Raw genomic sequence first — 23,612 nt, 5'->3', positions numbered from 1 at the left:
TAACAGCATGTAGAGTTTGTTATTGGCAAGGTGTTGCTTTAGGGGTACAATCCCCAGCGCTGAATGACTTACCACAACTGCAAGTATTTGTAGCGTTTGGGTTAATAAACTTAAAGCCGCTTTCGATCACACCTTCAACAAAATCAATTACCATTCCTTCCAACAAAGGAGCGCTTTTAGCATCGATATAAATCAACACTTTACCTTGTTCAATGACAACATCATCGGGTTTAGGTGAAGAAGTGATTTCCATGCCATATTCATAGCCATTGCAACCACCATCTGTAGCGGAGACGCGAATACCTTTGATTGGCTGATTAGAATTGGGTACAGAGTCAAGCAGGAATGATTGTAGACGGGATTCCGCTTTTTCTGTCAACGTAATAGTCATCAATCCTCCTATGAATTGGTAGTTATTAGTTAGGAGTTAGGAGTCAATAGTTAGGAATTAAAAGGTAGTAGTTATTTGTTACTGGTTATTAATCTAGCAATTGAGGAGACTAGTATTTAATAAGCGATTAACTATTAATTATTAATTATTAACTATTAATCATTAACCATTACCTACTAACTTTTTTGTTTACGGTAATGATGAAAGCGATCGCAACTAGTATTTCAACTGGGAAGGGGGAGTAAATGAAACTTAAACCCACCCAGAAAATAGCCATTAAACTAGCTGCTAGCTGGACAATTTCCAGATGAAACTTATACACCACAAGGGTACAAGCAATTGCGAGTGCTAGGGCAATCAACGAGTCCTGCATGTGTAATTACTTGCAATTGCTAGTAGTTTCCACTGAATTGGAACCCGAATAGCGCCACGGTGCATTATTGCCACATACCGGACATTCGCGATCGCGATAAGAGCGACGTTTGGCAAACTCCATCCGGTGTAAGTCAATTGTCAGCAACTGCGACAGCAAAGGCTGGCTAAACCCAGTAATCAACTTCACCGCTTCCAGTGCAGTCAAACAAGCTAGGGTTCCAGAGACAGCACCGAGAACCGAGAAAGCGCGTCTATCCCAAACAGGTTTTTCAGGAAATAGACAGGATAAACATGGAGTGACACCGGGAATAATCGTGGTCAAATAAGCCTCCATCCCATCCATCGCCGCTTCCACCATCGGTTTACGCCATCTCACGCAAGCATCATTGAGCAAATCGCGCTCCGTGAAATTGTGGGCACAATCCAACGCCATATCAGCCGATTGCACTAACGAATCTACGTTCTCTGGGTTGATGTAGTCAAAGACAGTTTCAATTTCCACATCAGGATTAATAGCCTGTAGTGTTTCCTTCGCCTTGAATACCCTTGGCTTACCGACCCAATCGTCCGTCATTAAAACCTGACGGTTCATATCATCAAGTCGCAAGTCACCACCCCGAACCAGAATCAACCGCCCAACCCCTGCAACTGCCAAGTAGAGCGCCGCCGTACCACCCAATCCTCCCACACCTGTAACCAGCACTGTCGCTGACTTAAGACGCTTCTGTGCCAATTCGCCAAAGTTAGGGAGCATCATTTGGCGGCGATAACGTTCCAATTCGGTAGGCGTTAGGTCAATCACTTTGTACCTCCTAATCAGACGTGATTTCTGTCAGCGTGACTACATTTTTAGCCTTCTGGTTAAACACTTTGAAAAGCTTTTGTTCTTGAGGTGTTGAGTCCAGAAAAACTTGGTAAGCTTTTTGCAAAGCAGCAGAATAAAGGCTGAGTTTATCAGCAAAACTTAAGCTGGGATTTTGTTCGTCTATTTCTCTAATATTCAAAGAAAACTTCTTTAAAATATGTAGACGATTAACATTTACGACTTTTACATCATAAGGAAGCTCAAAAAATTTAAAATATTCTTCGGCATCGACTATTTGTTTAAATGCTTCAAAATCTTTACTCATTGTCCTTTCTCCATTTTTTTTAAGTCTTGCTTCATTTCATCTAACTTACGAAAAATCTCATAAGTTTCGGCAGCAACATCTATTAATGTTTGGTAATCAGTTGGCAAACCTTCTGCAAGGTCATGTAAATCCATCTTCTTTTGACCAGCTTTGCTATTGAGACGCTTAATTTGCATCTTCAAATCCTCAATAGCAGTCTCACTAGTTTGAGTCATAAGCCACCTATTAAATTCTAGTTAGGAATTATGAAGTATTAGTTAGTAGTTAGGAGTTATAAATTAGAAATTATGAGTCAATAGTGAAAATTGATAGTGATAAATTATAAATTAGGATACAAGATCAAAAAATAAACAAAGTTTTAGTATCCTTAATATTAAATCAGGTATCAATTACCAATTTTATCTGAAGTTGCCCATTATTTGACCCTCCATATCTCCCCTTAGTAAGGGGAGGTGCCACAGGCGGCGGGGTTAATTTTATGCATTTTCATATTAGCTTGGTATAACTCCTAACTCTATCCCTGTTAAGGTGTACCAACCATGTACTAGCTGGAAGCCTTATTCTTACGTTGTATACCCGACCATTAAATTTAAAAATTGAGCGCAAATATTATGTTTTGCCTTCAAATTTGAATGGGTGCAAGGCTGAAAGCCTTATTACAGCGTTAGAAAAAACTTCACCTTAACAGGGGTACTCCTAACTCCTAACTCTTTTAAAGCTTCCCAACTTCAGGAAAACGCTTTGCTAAATCTACTGCTTTTGCAATTAGTTTTTCGCCATCTTCCGCAACTTTTTCTAGTGAATCATACCCGAAACGATGGGCATCACGTATTGTTTTGCGAACCAATAATAAATTGCCAGCAAATACTAAAATCCAGCCAAAACCTTCATGATTCAAATCAACAACAACCTGTGATAACAATCCTGTTTCTTTTTCAATACAAGCAGCAGCAGCACGATAAAAAGCCATAATCCGGCTAACCGTCATGGGGTCAACATCGCCATCAATAGGGATTTCTCGCTTCTTCTGCTTGTTAATTATATAGGGTTTAAGCAATAGTTCATCTGACCAACTTCGATAAACACCATATACATCTTGTCCGCGAATTTGTTGTGCGATCGCTTTCAAAAAAGACGATTGATTAACATCAAACGAAGGATTCGGTTTGACACTATTTGTATCGCTCATACAGTTGCTTCTTCCTCCAAATCTTCTTCAAAAGTCTTGACTTTTGGTTGTTGTAATGCTTTACGCAACCAAGGTGGTGGATTACCCTTCAGAGTCTGTACTAACTTATTTAAAACATCAGCAATTTTGTCATCATCAGACTTTGCTTTAACAGGAGTTACACCTTTTTTAATTAATTTTGCTGCGGCAGTTCCACCAATAGCAGAAACATAAACTATTGTGCAATCGTAGAGAGCTTCAAGTTTAGGGGTAACTTTATCTTCATTACCATCTTGCTTCAGATCGCCTTCAAAAGTTAGTGTTTCCAAAAACTCATATCCTTTGTCGGTAATTTCATAGACATCAATTTCTTTTGCCCATCCAAAGTGAGCATTGATATGTATTCTGTCACTAGTAGTAAAAGCAATCTTCATCAACATAATCCTTCATTAATAGTAATGGCTTGTGAGTTTAAATTATGAGTTATGAATTACGAATCACAGATTATGAATTATAAGTTAGAAAACTAATTTGATAATCTAATTATTAGCTTTGAATTTCTAATGAATAATTATTAATTATTAACTCCTAACTCCTAACTCTTAAATCCTACATTTCATACTTTAAATCTCTAGCCTTTCTCTCTTCTGTATCCAACAAGATATTACCAATATCAAACAAAATATCCATCGTACCTTTATAGCCAACCTTAGTGACTTGACCATTACCCAAACGGTCATAGATAGGAATACCTTGACGATAAAGTGGAATACCTAAACGTCTAGCAATATTTCCAGCATGGGAGTTACCAATTAATAAATCAGAACCCTTAGCTAACTCCTCAAAATCCTCATAGTCACCAATCACAACCTGATCAATTGGTAGTTGCTCTAAAAGTGGCGATCGCGTTGTTGTTACAGCAGCTTGAATTTCTGCCCCCATCGACTGTAAAAACAGAACTGTTGACCACAACAAATCTGGCTCTAATGCTAAAGATACACGTTTACGTCCAAAATAAAAGTGCGTGTCTAACATAGAATCTTGCAATTGCTTACGTTGACGACAAAACTTATCAGGAACCCTCACACCACTAACATCAGAAAGAGCCTGTAAAAACTCATCCACAGGTTGCAAACCAGTCAATTCTCTAAATACTTCAAATGGTATTTCAAATCGCTGTTCCAGAATCTCCGCAGCACCTCTTACACTTTCACCCAAAGCAATAGTAAAACACGAACTACCCACCTTTCTTAGTTGTTCTAAAGTTGTTCCCCCAACAGTAATTGGACTCCAAGAATCATCCAAATGACCATCCATCGAAGCCGATAAATCAGGTACAACAATAGGCACTAATCCAAATTCAGCAACAATATCTTTAACCTGCTGAATATCACCCGGAGTAAATGCCGAACCAGCCAATATATTTACCTGTTGAGGAATAGTTCTACCTGGTTCCGGTAATTCCCTAACAATACCCTCCACTGCGGCGGCAAAACCGTCTTGTAATGCACCTTTAAAATCCGGAGAAGAAACCAAAATTATCGGTAAACTATCCAACTCAGGATGACTCTTGCGGAAATCCTTAAGAATCCCCTGCATATCATCACCTCGCGTCTCCGTCAATCCAGTCGTACACAACCCAATTATTTCTGGATTCGACTTCTCCATCAAAGTCAGAATCGACTGTGTAATATTATCCTCACCACCGAGAATAGTCGTCACCTCAGTCATTGCCGTAGTTGCAAGTGGTATTGCCTCACGGAAATGTCGAACCAAAATCACCTTTGCAAAAGCAGTACAACCCTGGGAACCATGTAAAAGCGGAACCATTCCCTTCAGTCCTAAAAAAGCCATCGCTGCACCTAACGTCTGACTTTGTTTAAGAGGATTAACCGCAACAGATTTATTTGGAACCGAAACTATCGCCATTTATTTACCTCCTAGAATGCGATCGCACCTAAAAACCCCTACCCATCTTTTATTTCTTCTTTCTATTTCTTCTTTCTATTTCTTCTCTTCTTGGCGTACTCCGCGTCTTGGCGGTTTAAAAAAATACTAAACAAAAATCTCCTCCGGCAAATCCAACCAATCCAAGCTAGACTCCGCCAAAATCTCATTACCCAAATCCCAAGGAGCAGGCTTGCGAATTTGCTCCCAAACAGGGCTATGAAGAGCCTCATCCAACTCCCGCGCCATCTCAACCATGCCACTATACCCAGCATAGGTATGGTGACGCTCTTGGTTAATATCAAGAAAAGGAATCCGAGCCTTCAGTGCAGTGTATTGATTACGACCACCAGCAATCAGCATTTCAGCTTTGGTATCATCAATCACTCGCAAAATCTCTTGAGGATTGCCCTTTTCCAATGTCACACCGTCTTTACCGAGCAACTTTTTAATTTTGGCTTTGTCCTCCTCCGTACTCTTCTTGGTACTGGTAGCAACAACATCCATCCCTAAATCCTGTGCTGCCGAGATAATAGACCAACTCTTCACACCACCTGTATAAATTACAACCTTTCGCCCCTTGAGCCTTTCACGATAGGGAGCTAGTGTAATATCTAATTTCGCATTTTCTTCGGCAATTAACTGTTCGGTACGCGCTTGCAATTCCGCATCACCCAATTTTGCCGCAATATTCCGCAAGCAACGGTTCATATCTTCAATACCGAAAAATGATTCCTCAATGTAAGGAATGCCGTAGCGTTCTTCCATCTTCCGCGCCATATTAATCAGCGCTTTCGAGCAAATCATCACATTCAATTTGGCTCGGTGAGCGTAAGTGATTTCTTCGTAGCGAGCATCACCCGTAATTTTAGATAGAACGCGAATACCTAATTTTTTTAATAAAGGTAATATATTCCACATTTCACCAGCAATATTATACTCACCAATCAAGTTGATATCGTAAGGTGTAACGTATTCAGGTTCTCCTGTCCCAACTACGTATTCAAGTAAAGCTTCACCACCAATACGGTTGCCAAGGTTCTTACTGCCTACGAAGCCAGGAGAATTAATTGGAATAATGGGAGTGTTAATTTTCTTTGCTGCCGCTTGGCACACCGCATCCATATCTTCGCCGATGAGCGCTGTAACGCAGGTCGAGTATACGAATATTGCTGCGGGGTTGTAACGCTTATGGATATCCAGGATAGCTTTATAGAGCTTTTTTTCTCCGCCGAAGATAACATCATTTTCGCTTAAGTCTGTTGTAAAGCCCATTTTATAGAGCATTGGACCCGACGATAGACTTCCGCGACTACCCCAGGAATTTCCAGCGCAAGCTATGGGTCCGTGTACTAAGTGAGCAGCATCAGTAATTGGCACAAGGGCAATCATTGCACCATCAAATGCACAACCTCCTTGGGCTGCTCCTGGTTGTGCTTGTTGGCTACATACTTTCTTTTTCTCACCGCTTTTTTGGCTGTTATGCTCGCATCCTGGTTCGGTTAAAAGTTCGTTAATTTTTGCTTGGGTAATTTTCATAATTTTTGGATGAGATAGTTGAGATAGTTTAATTTATGGGCAATTTTTGCAGTTATTTTTTTTATTTCACGCGGAGGCGCGGAGAGGAATAAATAAAATATTCTCAATCAATGAAACCTAATATAATTCCTAATTCCTAATTCCTAACTATTAACTAATAATAAAAAAGGAAAGGAAAGTGACTAGATATCGGTAATTGGGAAATAGTAATTGGTAATTAAGAATATTTTCATGACTACCGATTAGCTATTACCCGTTACCTACTTCTTTAAGCCTTTTCCTTTTCCTTTCTTGGCACGCTGCGAGTGATTAATTCTTAACGAATTAAGTCGAAGGAGATGTCAGTTACACCTGTGATGTTGCTGTTGCGATCCATTTCATCAAGAAGTGTGTTAACAACCCAATTCAGGATATTCAAACCACCTTGATAACCAAGGGTAGCGTAACGATGTAAGTGGTGACGGTCAAAGATAGGATAACCAATGCGTACCATTGGAATCTTGGTGTCACGCCACAAGTATTTGCCGTAGGAGTTACCAACGAAGAAGTCTACTGGCTCGGTGAACAATAAGCTACTAATGCGCTCATTATCAGGTAAAATAGGAAATATTACTGTAAGGTTTACTGTATGGACGTTTGGGGATATGCTCGTGTTAGCACCGATGAGCAAGCAGACGATGAAGGAGCGCTGATTAAGCAGATGCGTCGTTTGCGAACCGCAGGAGCCACGAAAATATATTATGACGTGGAAAGTCGTACTAGCGATAATCGTAAAGGGCTTTTACGGTTAATAGAAGATATTAATGCATTAGTTGCTGGCAAAGTATCGAAGTTATTATTTATTAGAATTGACCGTTTAACGTCATCATCAATGACTTTTTATCGGTTGATGGATGCTTTGAAGAAAAAAGGGATAGAACCGACTGCTGTTGATGAGCCTTTTGATATATCAAGTATTGGTGGAGAATTGACAATTGATGTCCGATTAGCTGCGAGTAAGTATGAGGTAAACATGTTGGGAATGCGAGTTAAAAAAGAACGAGATACTCGCAGAGCTAATAAGAAACCCCATTGGAATGCTCCATTAGGATATGTTGTTGAAAATGATAAATATCAAAGAGATAATAGCCCCTGTGTTTGTATTATTGAGGGGAAAGTCGAATTAACGCGATCGCAATTAATGCGGCTGGTTTTCGACACTTTTTTTTTAGTGGGTTCGGTATCCCAAACTGCGAGACAACTGCATGATATTTTCGGGATTCGAGCCAATGCTGTTCCCAAATCTGGCAACGATGAAGTAAATTTGTTAGGGGAAGAAGATGAGATTATCTTGGAAAATATCAATAAATCCCGTGGAAATGGGTTAAGTCTGCGTTATCCCCACACAGGTTTAAAATGGTCAGTTTCTGGTTTGCGATCGACTCTTGTCAATCCTGTATACGCAGGAGGAACCCTGTATAATACTGTTGTTCGTCCTAAGGGACACCGTAAACCTTTTGATGAATGGGAAGTGGCATGGGGAACCCATGAGGATGAAGCGATTATTAGCAGTGAAGAGCATGAACGGATCAAAACTATGATTCGTGGAAATAGGAATAACCGATGGGCAAGTGAACAAAAATATACCAACCCTTTTGCTAATTTAGTTAAATGCGATCGCTGTGGTGCTGCTTATAGTCGTCAGTGCAAAAAATTGGTGAAGAAACAGAATTTTATCCGACACCATTACCAGTGTAGTTTTTATCGCACAGGTGCTTGCAGTAATGGAAAAATGATTTCTTCCGATGGATTGGAAAAACAAGTCATCGAGCATCTTGTTGGTAAAGCGGAACGATTAGCGGTATTGGTGGAACAAGAAGCGAAAGTAATAGAAGAACCACCATTCGTAAAAACACTTCGAGCAACTTTAAATACTCTTGATGCATTACCATCAAATCCAGCAATTGAAAAAGCTAAGGAGGATATGAGGATGCAGATAGCTGATGCTTTGGGTTCTGTGAATAATTCTTCTCAGCAATATTTGATGGCGAAGGAGCGAATTATACAAGCATTTTCAAATCAAAGATATTGGGAAGGATTAGAAGTGGAGGATAAAAGGTCTTTATTACAAGGGTGTATCAAAAAAATAGTGGTAGATGGCAACCAAGTTACGGAGGTTGAATTATTACACCTTCCGTTTTAAAGGGTGTTTAAGTTGTTATACAAAATTATTGATAAACACGAATTTCATCCTGATTTCATCTAGCCAAGGCAAGCTTAATAGTAAGGCGTTTACTTGTGATGGACGGTTTTTACAAACATCCGCAGTAATTGCCGAACATACCCTTGACTCTCCATCAAACTGGAGTATCGAGAATAATATTATTAAGTCTATATAAATTCCTTGGTAGGTTGAAATTAAATCTATGAAACTTCCCTTGTTGAAAACTACATCTTTAGCTTTTGCGATCGCACTCACTACCGCGACTGGAAGCAGTCTACTAACAGGTTGTTCCGGTGCCTCAAAAGGTGACAAACAAGCTCAAGCACCAACCAATACAACCGAAGTATCAAATAAACAGCATGGTGGTATAAACCATAATGGTATGAACCACAACATGGATTTGGGACCTGCCGATGCTAACTACGATTTGCGGTTTATTGATGGGATGATTCCCCACCATGAAGGTGCTGTGGTTATGGCAAAGGAAGCGCTACAAAAGTCGAAGCGTCCAGAAATTAAAAAGTTGGCGAATGACATTATTAAAGCCCAGGACAAGGAAATTAGCGAACTCAAGCAATGGCGGAAGGCATGGTATGCAAAAGCACCCAGCGAACCCCAGGCTTGGCACGCACAGATGAACCACATGATGGCAATGTCTCCCGAAGTTTCTCAAGCGATGCGGATGGATATGGATTTGGGTACAGCCGATGCTGAGTTTGATTTGCGGTTTATTAATGCGATGGTTCCTCACCACGAAGGTGCTGTAATCATGGGACAGGATGCTTTAAATAAGTCGAAGCGTCCAGAAATCAAAAAACTCGCGATCGCAATTATTTCTTCCCAGAAAGCCGAAATTAAGCAGATGCAGCAATGGCGGCAAGACTGGTATAAAAAGTAAGTACATTACCAGGAAACTTCTAAAACGCTCCTAAAGGAATCTCTAAACGATGCAACAGGCTAACCGTTACCACAATAAAATTGCATCACTCTCAGCCATCCTCAGTTTATTTCTACTCACAGCACCTATCACGGTATTAGCACATGGTGGACATGGAGACGAATTTAAAGGTGGAAGCGATGCAGCAACTGACAGTTCGGTTAATGTCGATGCGGTAACAGCCCAAAGGTTAGGCATTAAAACAGAAGTAGTTAAAAAGCAACCTTTAGCTTTGGGAATCAAAACCACCGGACAAATTGAAACCTTATTTAGCCAAAAAGTCGAAGTCACTACTCCCATAGCAGGGGCAAAAGTAGTTGAATTGTTAGTAGAACCTGGAGCCAGCGTCGCAAAAAATCAACCTGTTGCCGTTGTCACGAGTCCTGATTTGGTGACATTGCGGGTTGAATCTCAGGAAAAACGTGCCGATGCGATCGCATCCCAGCAACAAGCACAAACTGACTTGAGATTAGCTCAACAAAATCATCAAAGATATGTGCAGATAGCTGAAGCTGAAATCGCCCAAGCCCAAAGCTTAGTATCATTTGCTCAAGAAAAGTATAGTAAAGATACACAATTAGCGAATGAAGGTGCTTTACCCCGTCGCAATGCTTTAGAATCCCAAACCCAACTGGCAGAAGCAAAAGCAAAGCTGACTACAGCTAACAGCAAACGGGATGTGATCGAATCTGAAGCCCAAATGAAACGCGCTCAATCTGCTTTTCAGGTAGCACGAGAACGTTTACGCCTCAGCGATATTACGTATAATACGAGACTGCAACAAATCGGGAATACTCCCAATTCCAAAGGTTTGGTAACGGTGACTGCACCTATATCTGGGAGAGTTGGCGATCGCGAAGTTACTTTGGGTCAAACTTTTAATGATGCAGGTGGCAAATTAATGACCATCGCTAATGATAGTCGAGTTTTTGCCACGGGGAATATTTATGAGAAGGATTTAGACAAGGTAAAAATCGGTCAAAGGGTTCGTTTGCAAGTTGCCAGTTTACCCAACACTACTTTTACAGGCAGAATTTCCCGCATTGGTTCATCAGTTGAAGGGGAAACACGAGTTGTTCCAGTACAAGCGGAAGTGGAAAATGGAAATGGGCAATTAAAACCGGGAATGTTCGCGGAACTTGAGGTGTTAACAAATAAAACATCTGCATCTGTTATGGCAATTCCTAGTTCTGCGGTGGTTGATGGAAATGGTAAAAAATTAGTCTACGTACAAAATGGTAATGCTTTCCAATGTACGGAAGTAACTTTAGGTCAAACTTCTGGGGATATGGTAGAAATCAAGAGCGGTTTGTTTGATGGAGATGTGGTTGTTACACAGCGTGCAACTCAACTTTATGCCCAATCTCTACGTGGTGGAAATAAAAAAGCAGAGGATAATCATGGGGAAGAAACGCAAGCTAAAGGTAATAACTTGCCCGTACCCTGGTGGTTATTAGCAACTGGAGGAGGTGGAATAATTGCGATCGCGGCTTTTAGTGCGGGTCATTTTTGGTCATTTCGTCGTCAGCGTTTGGTGACAGGTGGAGATATGAGCGACTTAAGTTATGAGACTGAGGTGTATTTAGATAACCATAACCAACCGAATTTATTGGACACCTCTGTAATTAAGAAGGGGGAGAAAGAGGATAAAATATATTAGCCTGGATATAATTTAGTTAGTACCCAAATACATAGATTTTGTCGAGAGTGAAAATTTGCTGGAGGTGTCATCATGGCTTCACCCTTTGGGTTCGACAATTACCTATCGCCGGAAACCGCCAAGACAGGTATTGTCTCACCGTTTCCAGGGATGAACCCATATTTAGAAAATCCCCTTTTTTGGTCAGAAATCCATAATCTTCTCATCGCGGCAATTTTTCGGAAACTCAATCCTCAATTGCGTCCAAAATACAAAGTCGCAATTGAAAAGCGAGTCTATCAAACAACAGATGAAGATTCGCTTTTAGTAGGCATTGCGGATGTGGCAATTCAGACTGTACAAAAGATACAGCCACAAGAACCAGCGAGTATTGCTGTTGCATCTCCAGTAGTTGAAGCTGTAACAGTTGATTTGGCAATGCCAGAAACAGTCAAAGAAACTTATTTAGAAGTGCGAGATGTCAGCACCAAAGAAGTCGTAACTGTAATCGAAATTCTTTCTCCTAAAAATAAACGTCCTGGGGAAGGACGAAATACTTACATGAAAAAGCGCTTACAGATTTTAGGAAGTTATACGAATTTAGTTGAAATTGATTTGTTACGAGATGGTAAGCCAATTCAGCAACAACAAAATAATATTCAAACTGACTATCGAATTTTACTTAGCCGCGCATCCCAGCGTCCCAAAGCAGATTTATACCCATTTAATTTACCAAATCCCATACCTTCTTTTCCCTTACCTTTACGTGAAAACGATACAGAACCATTATTGGAAATACAAACTTTAATTAGCGAATTATATGATGAAGGTAACTATGATTTGGTCATTGATTATAGTCAACAACCAGTCCCGATAATATCGAGAGAAAATGCTGCTTGGGTGGATGATATTCTGAAACAGAAAGGATTGAGGTAAGATTTTTCTACACAAAATTAAGATAATTTCAAGCAACATCATCCTGTGGAAGTTTCGGTATGCGATTGTAAATTTCTGTATTCTCTTCAAGAGCTTGACGTAAATCATATTGTGTTTGTAAATTTAGCCAAAACTGAGCGCTGTTTCCAAAATATCGAGATAGACGCAAAGCTGTATCTGCCGTAATACTACGTTTTCCGGATAAAATTTCGCTAATCCTTGTTTGAGCGACACCTATATCTTTGCTTAATCGATAAGATGTGATGTTTAGTGGTTCCAAAAATTCTAGTTGCAGGATTTCGCCAGGATGGATGTTTGGCAAACAGTGCTTATTCATAATTATGAGTAACTTTAGGTCTAATTTATCACAATAGTAAATTAAGTATTGCAATACTGCAAAAATTGTTAAGCAGTAAAAAATTACTCAACAAGAAGGTAATAATCAATAACTTGTTTAAGTCCATTAATCTCCTTATTTCCAAACTTATCTAAGTTTTTTCTAAAAGGTAACCAATATGGCTGTACGGAACCACTAAGCTCAATAGATTTCTTGAATAAATGCTGAAAAATATTATTACATGCGAATGAATGATATATTTGATCATTGTCACAGAATCCTTTCAGGATAGATTCCCATTGTGTATCGCTGAGAGAATCTGCTATTTCCGATAATATAGAAGCATTTGATTCAGCATTATTATATGAGGAAGAGGACCTAAACTTACTTACTATTTTGGGAATATTTTCTTTTAATATAGGTTGAATTAGCTCCTCTAATAAATCATCACTATATTTTGACTTCATTAGTATTAATTCATCAAATCCAGCTTTTTTACATAACCTTACAACGCAAGTATTCAGCATTTCAATAACCTTTTCTAGATTCCTGCAAGATAATGAACACAAATAAGATTCACGCACTTTAAATAACTTTTCTAAAGAAGCGTTCTCTAGTAAGTACAGCAGTCGTTGCTCAGTAATTTTTAACAACTTTTCTTCCTGCGTAATTTGCGATAATTCTTCTAATAATTCTTCTAAAGAAGCTTCCTTAATTGTCTCAGCCAAATATAAATTAATTTTATCATTCAAAGAATTATTATTCTTTGATTTCATTGCAATTAAGTTATCAAAACTAGCTTTTGGCATTGCTTTTTCTAAGATGGGTTCTATTATTTTACTAACTAAATTTTCTTGTAATTTCTTTTCAGAAAATTCATTGAAAGATAGTAGTTTGTTCAGAGTAAGGCTTTGAAGTTTAATAGATATAGCTTCTTTTAAAAAAGCTATATGAAAGGCTTCTAAAAATACTTCTGCATTTTTTTCTGACAAAGAGCCGTATCTTGATGCATCAAATATGTTAAGCCTTTCTATAAAAGCTACCGCTTTTAATTGGCATAGCTCAGTAAGAGTATCCCAAGTTTTGATATGACCAAGGTAGATAATTACATTATCCCAGTTACTATCTTGAACTTTGTTAATAATAATATCAGACAATTTTTCATTTAATATTTCTCTCGTTTGCTCAGGGTACATACTTGATATTGCATGTATTGCTGAGAATTGACGCGCTCTTTCGTCTTCAGGAAGATTTTCTGTCAACAAGCTTATTGTTAGTCCGAGAATAACGTCTTTAATCAGAGCCAAACGAGCGCGAGCTAACGGACTTTTTTGGAAATATTTTATCGCCAGTTCTGGAACTGTTGGAAAATACTCAGATTTAATATCTTGAAAAACTCTGTCACGGGCAGCACGACCTTGAACTGGTGGTCTTTCTAAAAGGTGTGTAACTGCGCTTCTTAAATGATAGCGTGCCAATTCTGCTGTAGCCTCAAATGGTTCTTCTAAAGATGTCATAGAAGGATGAGCGCATCGGCTTCTATCCTCAAATAATCTTTCAATATCTGACTCAAACTGCCAAAGCTCTTTAACTTTTTTTTCTGAACTAAGCTTCTCAAAGTGTTCTAACAATTGTGAGGCTTCTTTATCTCCCAGAAGCTCTAATTCTCTTTATGAAGAAAATCAAATACAACAGCATTCCATATTGCGACAATGCAAGAACGGTAGGCTCCAACTTTGTAACAGGCAACTGCTTCTTGAATAAATTTTTTAGCCTGCTTATCTCTACAACGTACTATTAATTCGTCTAAATCAATGAAAGCTTCGTACATAGCTTTGAGGGTCTAACATACTTAATCTTGAGTATATTAGCGTACATTTAATTCTTATGCACAAAAAATTAAAATCCTCCTTAAACTTATCACTCAGCAACACAAATTACACAAATTTCATCCTGATTTCATCTTGGTCTGGGACATTAAATATAGTACCTAATTGCAAATAGTATATACCAAGCTACTATCCCAGCTAAAATACACAAAGATAATGCTCAGTAACATTGTAAGGTGGGTAATTGACCGACGCTGGTTAGTTGTATTAGCTACAGCTATTATTTCCTTCTGGACATTCTACGTCATCCCCCAAATGCCATTGGATGTACTACCAGCCTTTGCACCACCACAAGTTGAAATTCAAACCGAAGCTCCAGGATTAGCACCGGAAGAAGTTGAATCTTTAGTAACTTTACCAATCGAAAGTGCAATTAATGGTACACCTGGAGTAACCGCAGTTCGTTCATCCTCAGCAGCAGGAATTTCTGCGGTGAGGGTAATATTTAATTGGGGGACAGAAATTTATCAAGCACGTCAGCTAGTCACCGAACGCTTACAACAAGCTGCAAGCAAATTACCACCAACAGTAGAAACACCGCAAATATCCCCCACTACTTCACCTGTTGGTTTAGTTGTTCAATATGCTTTTACTGTTGAGGAAAATACCCCACTCATCAATTTAATGGAAGTTAGACGAATTGTTGATTGGCAAGTCACAAACCGTCTTTTAGCTGTTCCAGGTGTCAGTCAGGTATTAGTTTTCGGTGGTGATAGTCGTCAATATCAAATTTTAGTTGACCCGAATAAATTAGCAGCTTTTAATGTGACTTTAGAGCAAGTTACAAACGCCACAAAAGCAGCCAATGTTAACGCACCTGGTGGTTTTTTAATTACACCAGATACAGAAAAATTAATTCGAGGTATTGGACGAATTGAGTCGATCGAAGATTTGAAAAAATCAACTATTACTTCCCGTAATGGAATACCTGTTAGATTGCAAGATGTCGCCGATGTGCAAATTGGAGGTGGGATTAAACGCGGTGATGGTAGTTTTAACGGTAAACCAGCAATTATTTTAATGGTTAATAAACAGCCACTTGTTGATACTCCTACTGTTAGCCGTGCGATCGCAACAGCAATGGAAGGGTTAAAAGCTGGTTTGCCTAAAGGAATTAAAGTAACTACGACGTTTCGGCAAGACAGTTATATTGAGTCTTCGGTTGATAATGTTCGTTCATCGTTATTTCAAGGTAGCATTATCGCGGCGATAATTTTGATTCCCTTTTTAATGAATTGGCGGACACTTGCAGTATGCTTACTAGACTTTTTCCTCACATTACTATTTGGAATGTTGGCGCTTTCTTTGTTAGGTATTGGACTCAATACCATGACTCTGGGAGGTTTGGCAGTAGCAATTGGTACGGCGATTGATGATGCCATTGTTTATGGTGAAAATACTTATAGACGGTTACGGGAAAATAAAACTTCTCCTAACCCCATATCAGCACTACAAATTATTTTTGAAGGTTCTCAAGAAGTCCGCGATTCACTAATTGGTGCAACTATTATTGGAATAATTGTTTTCTCACCAATTTTTACTTTACCAGGTGTAGAAGGACGAATTTTTACCCCAATGGGTATTTCGTACCTAGTGATAGTCGTAATTTCGAGTTTGGAATCCTTGTTGGTTTCTCCGGCTTTGTGCGCGATTTTATTACCTAATGTCAATGTGACAAAACGAGAACCTTGGTTAGCAAGATTATGTAAGAAAATTTATATTGCCTGTTTAAACTTTTCCTTTCGGAATTCCTTATTAATTATTGGCATTGCATTAGCTTTAACAGTAGCTTCAATTGCAATTATTCCTTCTTTTGGAAGGGCTTTTTTACCAGAGTTTCAAGAGCAAACTATGGTAAACACCTTCACTTTATATCCTGGCGTGTCTTTAGAAGCAACAACAAAAGCTGGTTATGTAGTCGAAGAAGCATTGAAAAACGACAAAAGGTTTAAGTTTATTCAAACACGTTCGGGACGTGCTGCGGGAGATGCAGATGCAGCAGGTGTTAACATTGCCCATGTCGATATCGAACTTAGTCAAGAAGGGATGAAAAACCGGGCAAAAACCTTAGAAAAAATGCGCTCTGAGTTTGGGAAAGTACCGGGAGCAGCACCAAATGTTGGCGGATTTATTTCCCACCGCATGGATGAAGTTTTGTCTGGGGTGAGAAGTGCGATCGCAGTCAAAATCTTTGGTTCCGATTTAGCAGAACTCCGAAAAATTGGGGAACAAGTAGAAGTACAAATGAAAACTGTTGATGGGGTTGTTGATTTACTCCTCGAACCTCAAATCCCTGTACCACAAATTCAAATCAAATTTGATCGAGATGCTGCAAGTCGTTATGGTCATACAGTCGGAGAACTTTCTAGCATCATTGAAACTGCGCTCAATGGACAAGTTGTTTCTCAAGTTTTAGAAAATCAACAATCTTTTGACCTTTTAGTATGGTTGAAGCCGGAAGCAAGACAAAATTTAGAAACAATTCGTAATTTATTAATTGACACTCCCAATGGGCAGAAAATTCCTTTAGGTAATGTTGCAAGAGTTGATGAGGGTACTGGACCAAATACAATCAACCGTGAAAATGTTTCTCGCTTAATTGTTGTTGCGGCAAATGCTAAAGGTCGGGATTTACGCTCGATTGTCAATGAGATTGAAGCCAAAGTTAAACGTAATATCCAAGTTCCTACTGGCTATTTTATTCAATATGCAGGTCAATTTGAAGCTGAAGAACGGGCTACTAAAAATATTCTTGTTTTTAGCTTAATTGCATTTGTCGCAATCACGATATTAATGTATATGTCGGTAAAATCTATCCCTTCTACCATCATGATTATGATTAACTTGCCAATTGGTTTAGTAGGGGGTGTAGTTGCGGTAGCTTTAACTGGAGGAGTCATTTCGGTTGCGTCTTTGGTGGGGTTTGTTTCTCTATTTGGGGTAGCAACAAGAAATGGTTTGTTATTGGTTGATAATTATAATAGTAAATATGCCGAAGGAATGCCGTTGAAAGAAATTATTGTCAAAGGGTCAATGGAACGACTAAATGCAATTTTGATGACAGCTTTAACTTCTGCTTTGGGTTTAGCACCGATGGTATTTCAAGGTGGACCGGGACAAGAACTTTTGCAACCGCTTTCTATTGTTGTTTTTGGTGGGTTGTTTACTTCAACAGCGATAACTTTGTTGGTTTTACCTGCGTTTTATACCAAGTTTGGTAAACACTTGTTTCCCAAAAAAATGGAGGAGTTTGAGCAAAAAGAGGAGCAATTTTTAATGCATATGTAGATTTTTAGGTTCAGTGGAGGCTTTGAGTAACCCAACTTCACTCATAACTTAACACTGTAAAACCCATCAAATTAAAATTTCATCCTGATTTCATCTTGGTCTGGGACATTAAATATAGTACCTAATTGCGAACAGCATATACCAAGCTACTATCCCAGCTAAAATCTAAAAGATAATGCTTAACGCTATTGTTAAATGGGCGATCGCACAACGATGGCTGGTGGTTCTAGCCTCTATACTCATTAGTTTGTGGGGATTTCGGGTAATTACACAAATGCCTCTGGATGTGTTTCCCGCATTTGCTCCCCCACAGGTGGAAATTCAAGTCGAAGCTTCTGGTTTAGCACCAGAGGAAATCGAATCTTTAGTTACCCATCGAACTCAGGTTCAATTAATGGGACTCCTGGGCTGGTATCTCTGCGTTCATCTTCTGCGGTGGGTATTGCTTCGATTAAAGCAGTTTTTAGCTGGGATACGGATATTTATCGGGCGCGTCAATTGGTGCAGGAAAGGTTACAAAGGACACAAAGTTTATTACCACAGGGAGTAGAACAACCGAAGATTCTCCCGATTAATTCACCGCTTGGATGGGCTGTAAAATATGCCTTCACTTCGGACACAACTTCGATGATGGAAGTATGGCGGATTGTTAACTGGGATGTCAAAAATCGTCTGTTGGCAGTGCCTGGAGTAAGTAATGTATTTATCTACGGTGGCGATGAAATTCAGTATCAAGTATTAGTCGATCCAGATAAATTAAAACAGTACAACGTTTCTTTATTAGATGTCACAAAAGCCGCACAAGAAGCTAATAAAAACGTCCCTGGAGGATTTTTAATTACTCCCGACCAAGAAATGTTAGTGCGGGGAATTGGACGGATTGATTCAATTGAGCAACTCAAACGTTCGGTGATTAAAGCGACTAAGGGTATACCCGTATTATTGTCACAAGTGGCAGATGTGCAAATTGGTGCAGCGCTGCGACGGGGAGATGGGTTGTTTCAGGGGAAGCGTGCGGTGATTGTAACTGTCAGTAAGCAACCAGCGGCAGATACTCCAACGGTTGTGAAAGCCGTGGAAGAGGCAATGGCTGAGATTAAGTCAGGATTACCCCAGGATGTGAAATTTACTAAAACCTTTGACCAAAATTTATTTATTGAAGGTTCGGTGAAAAACGTCGAGGAAGCTTTGCGTGATGGGAAAATAATTGTCTCGGTTATCCTAATTCTTTTCCTGATGAATTGGCGCACGGTAGTTATTAGTCTCAGTGCTTTACCTGTGTCGTTACTTTTGGGGATGATTATTCTCAACTGGACGGGTTTGGGAATTAATACCATGACTCTGGGTGGATTGGTGGTAGCAATTGGTTCGGTGGTGGATGATGCGATTGTCGATATGGAAAATGTTTACCGTCGTCTGCGGGAAAACCAAGTATCTCCTCACCCGAAAAAAGCTTTGCAGGTGGTTTTTGATGGCTCAGTAGAGGTACGAGTCAGTGTATTATTTTCGACCGTAATTATTGCAGTAGTTTTCGCACCAATTTTTGTACTGTCTGGGGTGGAAGGTCGGATTTTTACACCGATGGGGATTGCTTATTTGCTATCTATTTTGGCTTCTACCTTAGTTGCTTTAACCTTGACTCCGGCACTGTGCGCTTTACTACTTACAAATCAGCGTTTACCAAGTACAGAAACTTGGGTGGAACGCAAAACTCATCAAGTTTATCGTCCGGCTTTGAAATTTGCAATTCGTTATCCCAAGATAGTTTTGGGGGTTGCCTTAGCAGGATTTATCGCTTCCATGATTATTTTACCCGGTTTAGGAAAAGTCTTTTTACCAGAGTTTCAAGACCGTCAATTGGTAAATTCAATTACTTTGTATCCTGGTGAATCCTTGGATGCGACAAACCAATCAGCGATCGCAGTAATGGATGCGTTGAAAAATAATAAGCTGTTTGATGCGATTCAGTTCCGTGCTGGGTTTGCTCAAGGTGATCCGGATATTGCTGGGGTAAATTTTGGGGAAATGGATGTGCAAATTAGCGAAGAAGGGGCAAAAAATCGCGGGAAAACGATTGAAGTGCTGCGGAATGAGTATGAAAAATTACCTGGTGTGGCAACTAATATCGGTGGTTTCATTTCCCACCGCATGGATGAAATACTATCAGGAGTGAGGAGTGCGATCGCAGTTAAAATCTATGGACTGGAATTGGAACAACTCCGTACTTTGGGTAAACAAGTACAAATGGTAGATAACTATAACAATCGTTTTGCTGAAGGAATCCCCCTGAAAACAGTAATTGTTGAAGGTTCAATGGAACGTTTGGTTGCGATTCTTTTAACAGCACTTACATCCGCACTGGGTATGGTTCCTGTAGTCGTTGGTTCTGGTGCGGGTAAGGAAATTTTGCAACCTTTGGCAGTGGTGATATTGGGAGGATTGTTTACTTCTACCGCATTAACGCTATTAGTTTTACCAGCTTTATATTCACTATTTGGGAGATTTTTAGTACCCAAAGAGACAATGGGAAATATTCAAGATATCAATACTAGTCAAGGTTCAATTATATGATGTTTTATGTTTTTATTTTTCCTAGATATCCACCTGAGAATGTATTAATATTTATGCCCTCTGCATGAAATTAGCGTCATTTTATCTAATTAACAATTGAAGGAGAGAAAATCAATGCGATCGCTCAAATTTGGCTTTATAATTTTAGCTAGTACAGGGTTACTTTTTTTAGGTGCTTGTGATAATAAAGCTTCTGAATATAGCAGTAATCCGAGTGCTGGTACTACAGAAACCACGGGAAAAACTGAAACAGCATCCAAGACAGAAACAGCAACAAACAGCGAGAAAAATACCGACCATTCTCGTAGTAGTAAAGGTGGTCAAGTTGTCGAAGTTGGAAAATATCATTTAGAGTTAGTACCTGAGAAAGAAGATGGTGCAACTCACTTAGATTTGTATGTACAAACAGGTGATAAACACGAAGCAGTTTCCAATGCTAAAGTGACTGCCGACATTCAATCACCAGATGGGAAACAAAAGACAATTCCCCTAACTTATGATGCTGATGGTAAACATTATGCTGCGAAGTTAGATAAAGGTGCTGCGGGACAATATCAGGTGAGAGTTACAGCCAATATTGGGAGTGAAAAAGTTAACGGGAGATTTAACTTTAATCAATAGTTTGATTGCTTCATCTCACTTACCTGTTAAAAACATAGTAGAGAGTCAATAGCTTGTTCTCTCTACTTTAATACTTTTACATATGAGATTTCATCTTGATTTTATGTTGATATGTTATGCCTTAATTTTAATTAACTATCCGCATGAAATATTAAGTTTGTTTACCCTCACAACATCCTCATAATTATTCGATAGGCTTATAAATATAATCAAATCATTGAGTGATGATAAGAGGTTTTTATGAATAACAAAAATTTAGTTCATGGTTTTATCAGTCTATTGACTAGCAGTGCGATCGCAGGGTTGTTAATCACTAATAGTACCAAAGCTCAGTCTCCTAATTCGCAACATAATATCCATCACCCAAATAGCCAAGTTACTCCTAATCAAAAACGAGGAATGATGACCCATGATCAGCATTTTATCGAAATGATGATTCCCCATCATGAACAAGCAATACAGATGGCAGATTTGGCTTTGAATCGCTCGAAACGTCCTGAAATCATCAAACTAGCGCAAGCAATTAAAAAAGAGCAAAACAGCGAAATTCAACAAATGCGAACTTGGTATAAAACATGGTATGGCAAAGATGTACCTGTGGTTGCGATGAAGGACGAAACAATGATGCAAATGCACCAAGGTATGAACCAAGGTATGATGGATACATCCATGCATCAGAACATGATGAATATGAAGGTGGATTTACAAGCTTTGAAAAATGCATCTGATTTTGATCAGGAATTTATTCGTCAGATGATTACCCATCACAAAATGGCTGTGATGATGTCACAGATGCTTACTAATAAAGGTCAAAAACCACAACTTCGTCAGTTAGCTCAATCGATTATTAAAACGCAAACGGCTGAAATTAATCAGATGCAGCAATGGCGTTAGATTTGATCTTAATTTAGCTCCAAGCAACGTTAATATTAACTCAATCTGATTCCATTATGTGATAGGTATGCTAGCAGCTTATATAGAGTAGTAGGCTACTGTTAAGATTATTTTAAGCGTGATACTAATTTAATGTGCGGCTTCACATTAAATTGGTATAAATTAGATTAATCTTTTTCAATAATCGGGCAAATTGTATTTTCTGAGTTTTCAGTCACTGCTTCCCATCCTGACAATAGTTCCTCTAACTCCTGTTTAAAAATCAGGAGTTGTTGAATTTGCTGATCAATAACTGTGACCTTATTTTGCAACTTAGATTTTATGCGATCGCAAGGTAAATTACCTTGGTCATGAACTTGCAAAAATTCTTTAATTTCTGATAGACTCAAACCCAAACTTTGAGCGCGTTTAATAAAATGTAAGCGAGATAATACATCAGAATTAAATAATCTAAATCCACCCTCAGTTCTAGCAGAAGCATGGAGTAAACCTAATTCTTCATAGTAGCGAATAGTTTTAATCGGTACGCCACTTTCTTTGGCAACAAGACCAATTTGTTTTCCTTGTTCTTTGACTAACATATTTAATAGCTCCTTTTTTCTTAATTTTTGGTTGCGATTCCTTTGTAAAGGTGAGATATTATATCTGACATATTTTCAGGTGTAAATTGCTGAAGTTCAACAGCATTAAATTGTTTTTCTACTAATTCTTGAATATTTCGATCAAGATGACATCCGTCTCCTACTACTTTTTGAATTGGTGTGAGTCGATGTTGCCAAACTTGCACGTTAGATTTATCACTTAAACCATGTTCTAAAAAGAAAAACCTACCACCTACTTTAAGTACACGGTAAATTTCTTGAAGTGCTTGCTCCACATTTGCAATACTGCATAAAGTAAAAGTGCTGACGACACTATCAAAAGTATTATCAGATATTGGCAAATTCTCACTTGAGTGGGTTAATTGTTCGACTTGAATATTCGAGTTAGCAATACGCTTCTTTGCAAAAGCATTCATCCCAGGATTTTTATCTACGGTGGTGATTTTATAAATATCTGGAGGATAAAAAGCAAGGTTTAATCCACTGCCAAAACCAATTTCTAGAACTTCTCCAGTGACATTTGTAAGTAATTCATGACGATATTTTCCTAAAGTTGAGTCTGATAGACTCCAATCTAGAAGACGCGGTAAAATCATTTGTGAGTAAAATCCCATAATTCTCAATCCTCCAGATTTTTTCTACTAGCGAACTTCCACAACTCCACGAAACATATTCATCCCACAAGCAAAGGTATATTGACCTGGTTTTTGAGGTGTAAACTCAATCGGTGTGATTTGATTCAAGTTTAATTGTTGAGCAATATGGAAATCAGGAAATATAACCTGTTCTAAACAACTACTTTTGTCATGACGTAGGAAGTTCAAGCGAACTAATTGACCTACATTAACAATAACTCGACTTGGTTCATAACCTCCATCTACTATAATGGTAACTTCTTGAATACCATCAGAAAATTGTGCTGTTTTAGCTTTTGGTTTACTCAATAAAAACCACCATATTTCTAAACCAATTAATCCTAAAATAGAAGCCGTAACAGTACCTTTTACCCATAGTGGTTGCTGGACATATTGAAACTCGCTTGTTTTCTCTGTTGCTGATGCATGGGTTTCATGAGGTATTTGTGCTACTGCATTATTATTCGGAACAGTAAACAATAGTCCAAAGCTTACAATACTACCAATAAT

General features: G+C 38.8%; 24 protein-coding genes and 1 pseudogene. 9 read left to right on the top strand and 16 right to left on the bottom strand.

Features of this window, described 5'->3' with window-relative positions; all coding sequences use genetic code 11:
* Window positions 1–19: 19 nt before the first annotated feature.
* The 10 genes from CK510_RS07455 to CK510_RS07410 form a co-directional block, all read right to left on the bottom strand.
* Complete coding sequence (locus CK510_RS07455; RefSeq protein ID WP_095721101.1) at window positions 20–391, bottom strand: HesB/IscA family protein; 372 nt, start codon at window positions 389–391, stop codon at window positions 20–22.
* A gap of 169 nt (window positions 392–560) precedes the next feature.
* The gene (locus CK510_RS07450; protein ID WP_095721100.1) at window positions 561–764 is read right to left on the bottom strand and encodes a hypothetical protein; all 204 of its coding nucleotides are present in this window, start codon (window positions 762–764) and stop codon (window positions 561–563) included.
* A 6-nt stretch (window positions 765–770) separates the two neighbouring features.
* Window positions 771–1,568, bottom strand: a complete 798-nt coding sequence (locus CK510_RS07445) for a HesA/MoeB/ThiF family protein (protein ID WP_095721099.1) — start codon at window positions 1,566–1,568, stop codon at window positions 771–773.
* A gap of 10 nt (window positions 1,569–1,578) precedes the next feature.
* The gene (nifW, locus tag CK510_RS07440) at window positions 1,579–1,896 is read right to left on the bottom strand and encodes a nitrogenase-stabilizing/protective protein NifW (protein WP_095721098.1); all 318 of its coding nucleotides are present in this window, start codon (window positions 1,894–1,896) and stop codon (window positions 1,579–1,581) included.
* On the bottom strand, window positions 1,893–2,111 hold the full coding sequence (locus CK510_RS07435) for a CCE_0567 family metalloprotein (protein ID WP_095721097.1): 219 nt from the start codon (window positions 2,109–2,111) through the stop codon (window positions 1,893–1,895). The genes nifW and CK510_RS07435 overlap by 4 nt, the downstream gene beginning before the upstream one ends.
* A 497-nt stretch (window positions 2,112–2,608) precedes the next feature.
* Window positions 2,609–3,085: a NifX-associated nitrogen fixation protein gene (locus CK510_RS07430; protein WP_095721096.1), complete on the bottom strand. Its 477-nt coding sequence runs from the start codon at window positions 3,083–3,085 to the stop codon at window positions 2,609–2,611.
* Window positions 3,082–3,498, bottom strand: a complete 417-nt coding sequence (gene nifX, locus CK510_RS07425) for a nitrogen fixation protein NifX (RefSeq protein ID WP_211293121.1) — start codon at window positions 3,496–3,498, stop codon at window positions 3,082–3,084. Before nifX ends, CK510_RS07430 begins: the two co-directional genes overlap by 4 nt.
* Window positions 3,499–3,673: 175 nt before the next feature.
* A complete protein-coding gene (gene nifN, locus CK510_RS07420; RefSeq protein WP_095721094.1) occupies window positions 3,674–4,993 on the bottom strand; it encodes a nitrogenase iron-molybdenum cofactor biosynthesis protein NifN in 1,320 nt (439 codons plus the stop codon).
* 126 nt (window positions 4,994–5,119) lie between these two features.
* The gene (nifE, locus tag CK510_RS07415) at window positions 5,120–6,550 is read right to left on the bottom strand and encodes a nitrogenase iron-molybdenum cofactor biosynthesis protein NifE (RefSeq protein ID WP_095721093.1); all 1,431 of its coding nucleotides are present in this window, start codon (window positions 6,548–6,550) and stop codon (window positions 5,120–5,122) included.
* Between the two features lie 316 nt (window positions 6,551–6,866).
* Window positions 6,867–7,220: a nitrogenase component 1 gene (locus tag CK510_RS07410; RefSeq protein WP_281256991.1), complete on the bottom strand. Its 354-nt coding sequence runs from the start codon at window positions 7,218–7,220 to the stop codon at window positions 6,867–6,869.
* Between CK510_RS07410 and xisF the strand changes: the two genes are divergently transcribed.
* From xisF to CK510_RS07390, 4 genes are all read left to right on the top strand, one after another.
* Window positions 7,179–8,732, top strand: coding sequence for a fdxN element excision recombinase XisF (xisF, locus tag CK510_RS07405; RefSeq protein ID WP_095721092.1), 1,554 nt, complete (start codon window positions 7,179–7,181; stop codon window positions 8,730–8,732). The two genes, CK510_RS07410 and xisF, sit on opposite strands and share 42 nt — an antisense overlap.
* Window positions 8,733–8,955: 223 nt before the next feature.
* Window positions 8,956–9,651 carry a DUF305 domain-containing protein gene (locus tag CK510_RS07400; protein WP_095721091.1) on the top strand — a complete coding sequence of 232 codons (696 nt, stop codon included), beginning with the start codon at window positions 8,956–8,958 and terminating at the stop codon, window positions 9,649–9,651.
* A 49-nt stretch (window positions 9,652–9,700) separates the two neighbouring features.
* Window positions 9,701–11,350 (top strand): efflux RND transporter periplasmic adaptor subunit, encoded by a 1,650-nt coding sequence (locus tag CK510_RS07395; RefSeq protein WP_095721090.1) that lies wholly within the window; start codon window positions 9,701–9,703, stop codon window positions 11,348–11,350.
* Window positions 11,351–11,422: 72 nt separating this feature from the next.
* Window positions 11,423–12,265, top strand: a complete 843-nt coding sequence (locus CK510_RS07390; protein ID WP_342745945.1) for a DUF4058 family protein — start codon at window positions 11,423–11,425, stop codon at window positions 12,263–12,265.
* 28 nt (window positions 12,266–12,293) lie between these two features.
* Here CK510_RS07390 and CK510_RS07385 read toward each other — a convergent pair whose 3' ends face one another.
* From CK510_RS07385 to CK510_RS33280, 3 genes are all read right to left on the bottom strand, one after another.
* Window positions 12,294–12,602, bottom strand: a complete 309-nt coding sequence (locus CK510_RS07385) for a HigA family addiction module antitoxin (protein WP_095721089.1) — start codon at window positions 12,600–12,602, stop codon at window positions 12,294–12,296.
* A gap of 83 nt (window positions 12,603–12,685) precedes the next feature.
* The gene (locus CK510_RS07380; RefSeq protein WP_245911920.1) at window positions 12,686–14,233 is read right to left on the bottom strand and encodes a hypothetical protein; all 1,548 of its coding nucleotides are present in this window, start codon (window positions 14,231–14,233) and stop codon (window positions 12,686–12,688) included.
* Window positions 14,234–14,262: 29 nt separating this feature from the next.
* On the bottom strand, window positions 14,263–14,433 hold the full coding sequence (locus CK510_RS33280) for a hypothetical protein (protein WP_245911917.1): 171 nt from the start codon (window positions 14,431–14,433) through the stop codon (window positions 14,263–14,265).
* 214 nt (window positions 14,434–14,647) lie between these two features.
* Here CK510_RS33280 and CK510_RS07375 point away from each other — a divergent pair, with 214 nt between their 5' ends.
* The 5 genes and pseudogenes from CK510_RS07375 (at window position 14,648) to CK510_RS07360 (ending at window position 21,865) form a co-directional block, all read left to right on the top strand.
* Entirely contained in the window at window positions 14,648–17,779 is a 3,132-nt protein-coding gene (locus tag CK510_RS07375) for an efflux RND transporter permease subunit (protein ID WP_095721088.1), read from the top strand.
* Window positions 17,780–17,954: 175 nt separating this feature from the next.
* Window positions 17,955–20,023 (top strand): annotated as a pseudogene (locus CK510_RS07370) (efflux RND transporter permease subunit); the annotation flags it as partial.
* Window positions 20,024–20,350 carry an efflux RND transporter permease subunit gene (locus CK510_RS34570; protein WP_444876492.1) on the top strand — a complete coding sequence of 109 codons (327 nt, stop codon included), beginning with the start codon at window positions 20,024–20,026 and terminating at the stop codon, window positions 20,348–20,350.
* A 114-nt stretch (window positions 20,351–20,464) separates the two neighbouring features.
* Window positions 20,465–20,971 (top strand): hypothetical protein, encoded by a 507-nt coding sequence (locus tag CK510_RS07365; RefSeq protein WP_095721087.1) that lies wholly within the window; start codon window positions 20,465–20,467, stop codon window positions 20,969–20,971.
* 240 nt (window positions 20,972–21,211) lie between these two features.
* Entirely contained in the window at window positions 21,212–21,865 is a 654-nt protein-coding gene (locus CK510_RS07360; RefSeq protein ID WP_095721086.1) for a DUF305 domain-containing protein, read from the top strand.
* 167 nt (window positions 21,866–22,032) lie between these two features.
* Here CK510_RS07360 and CK510_RS07355 read toward each other — a convergent pair whose 3' ends face one another.
* The 3 genes from CK510_RS07355 to CK510_RS07345 form a co-directional block, all read right to left on the bottom strand.
* Window positions 22,033–22,446: a heavy metal-responsive transcriptional regulator gene (locus CK510_RS07355; RefSeq protein WP_095721085.1), complete on the bottom strand. Its 414-nt coding sequence runs from the start codon at window positions 22,444–22,446 to the stop codon at window positions 22,033–22,035.
* Window positions 22,447–22,466: 20 nt separating this feature from the next.
* Window positions 22,467–23,081 carry a class I SAM-dependent methyltransferase gene (locus CK510_RS07350; protein ID WP_095721084.1) on the bottom strand — a complete coding sequence of 205 codons (615 nt, stop codon included), beginning with the start codon at window positions 23,079–23,081 and terminating at the stop codon, window positions 22,467–22,469.
* 27 nt (window positions 23,082–23,108) lie between these two features.
* Window positions 23,109–23,612, bottom strand: a 504-nt coding sequence (locus tag CK510_RS07345; protein ID WP_143289242.1) for a cupredoxin domain-containing protein, incomplete at its 5' end; no start/stop codon positions are given.

Origin of the sequence: Brunnivagina elsteri CCALA 953, from assembly GCF_002289455.1 — a bacterium.
Taxonomy (GTDB): Bacteria; Cyanobacteriota; Cyanobacteriia; order Cyanobacteriales; family Nostocaceae; genus Brunnivagina; species Brunnivagina elsteri.
The sequence above is the reverse complement of the archived record's forward strand: the minus strand, read 5'-3'. Positions and strand labels throughout refer to the sequence as shown.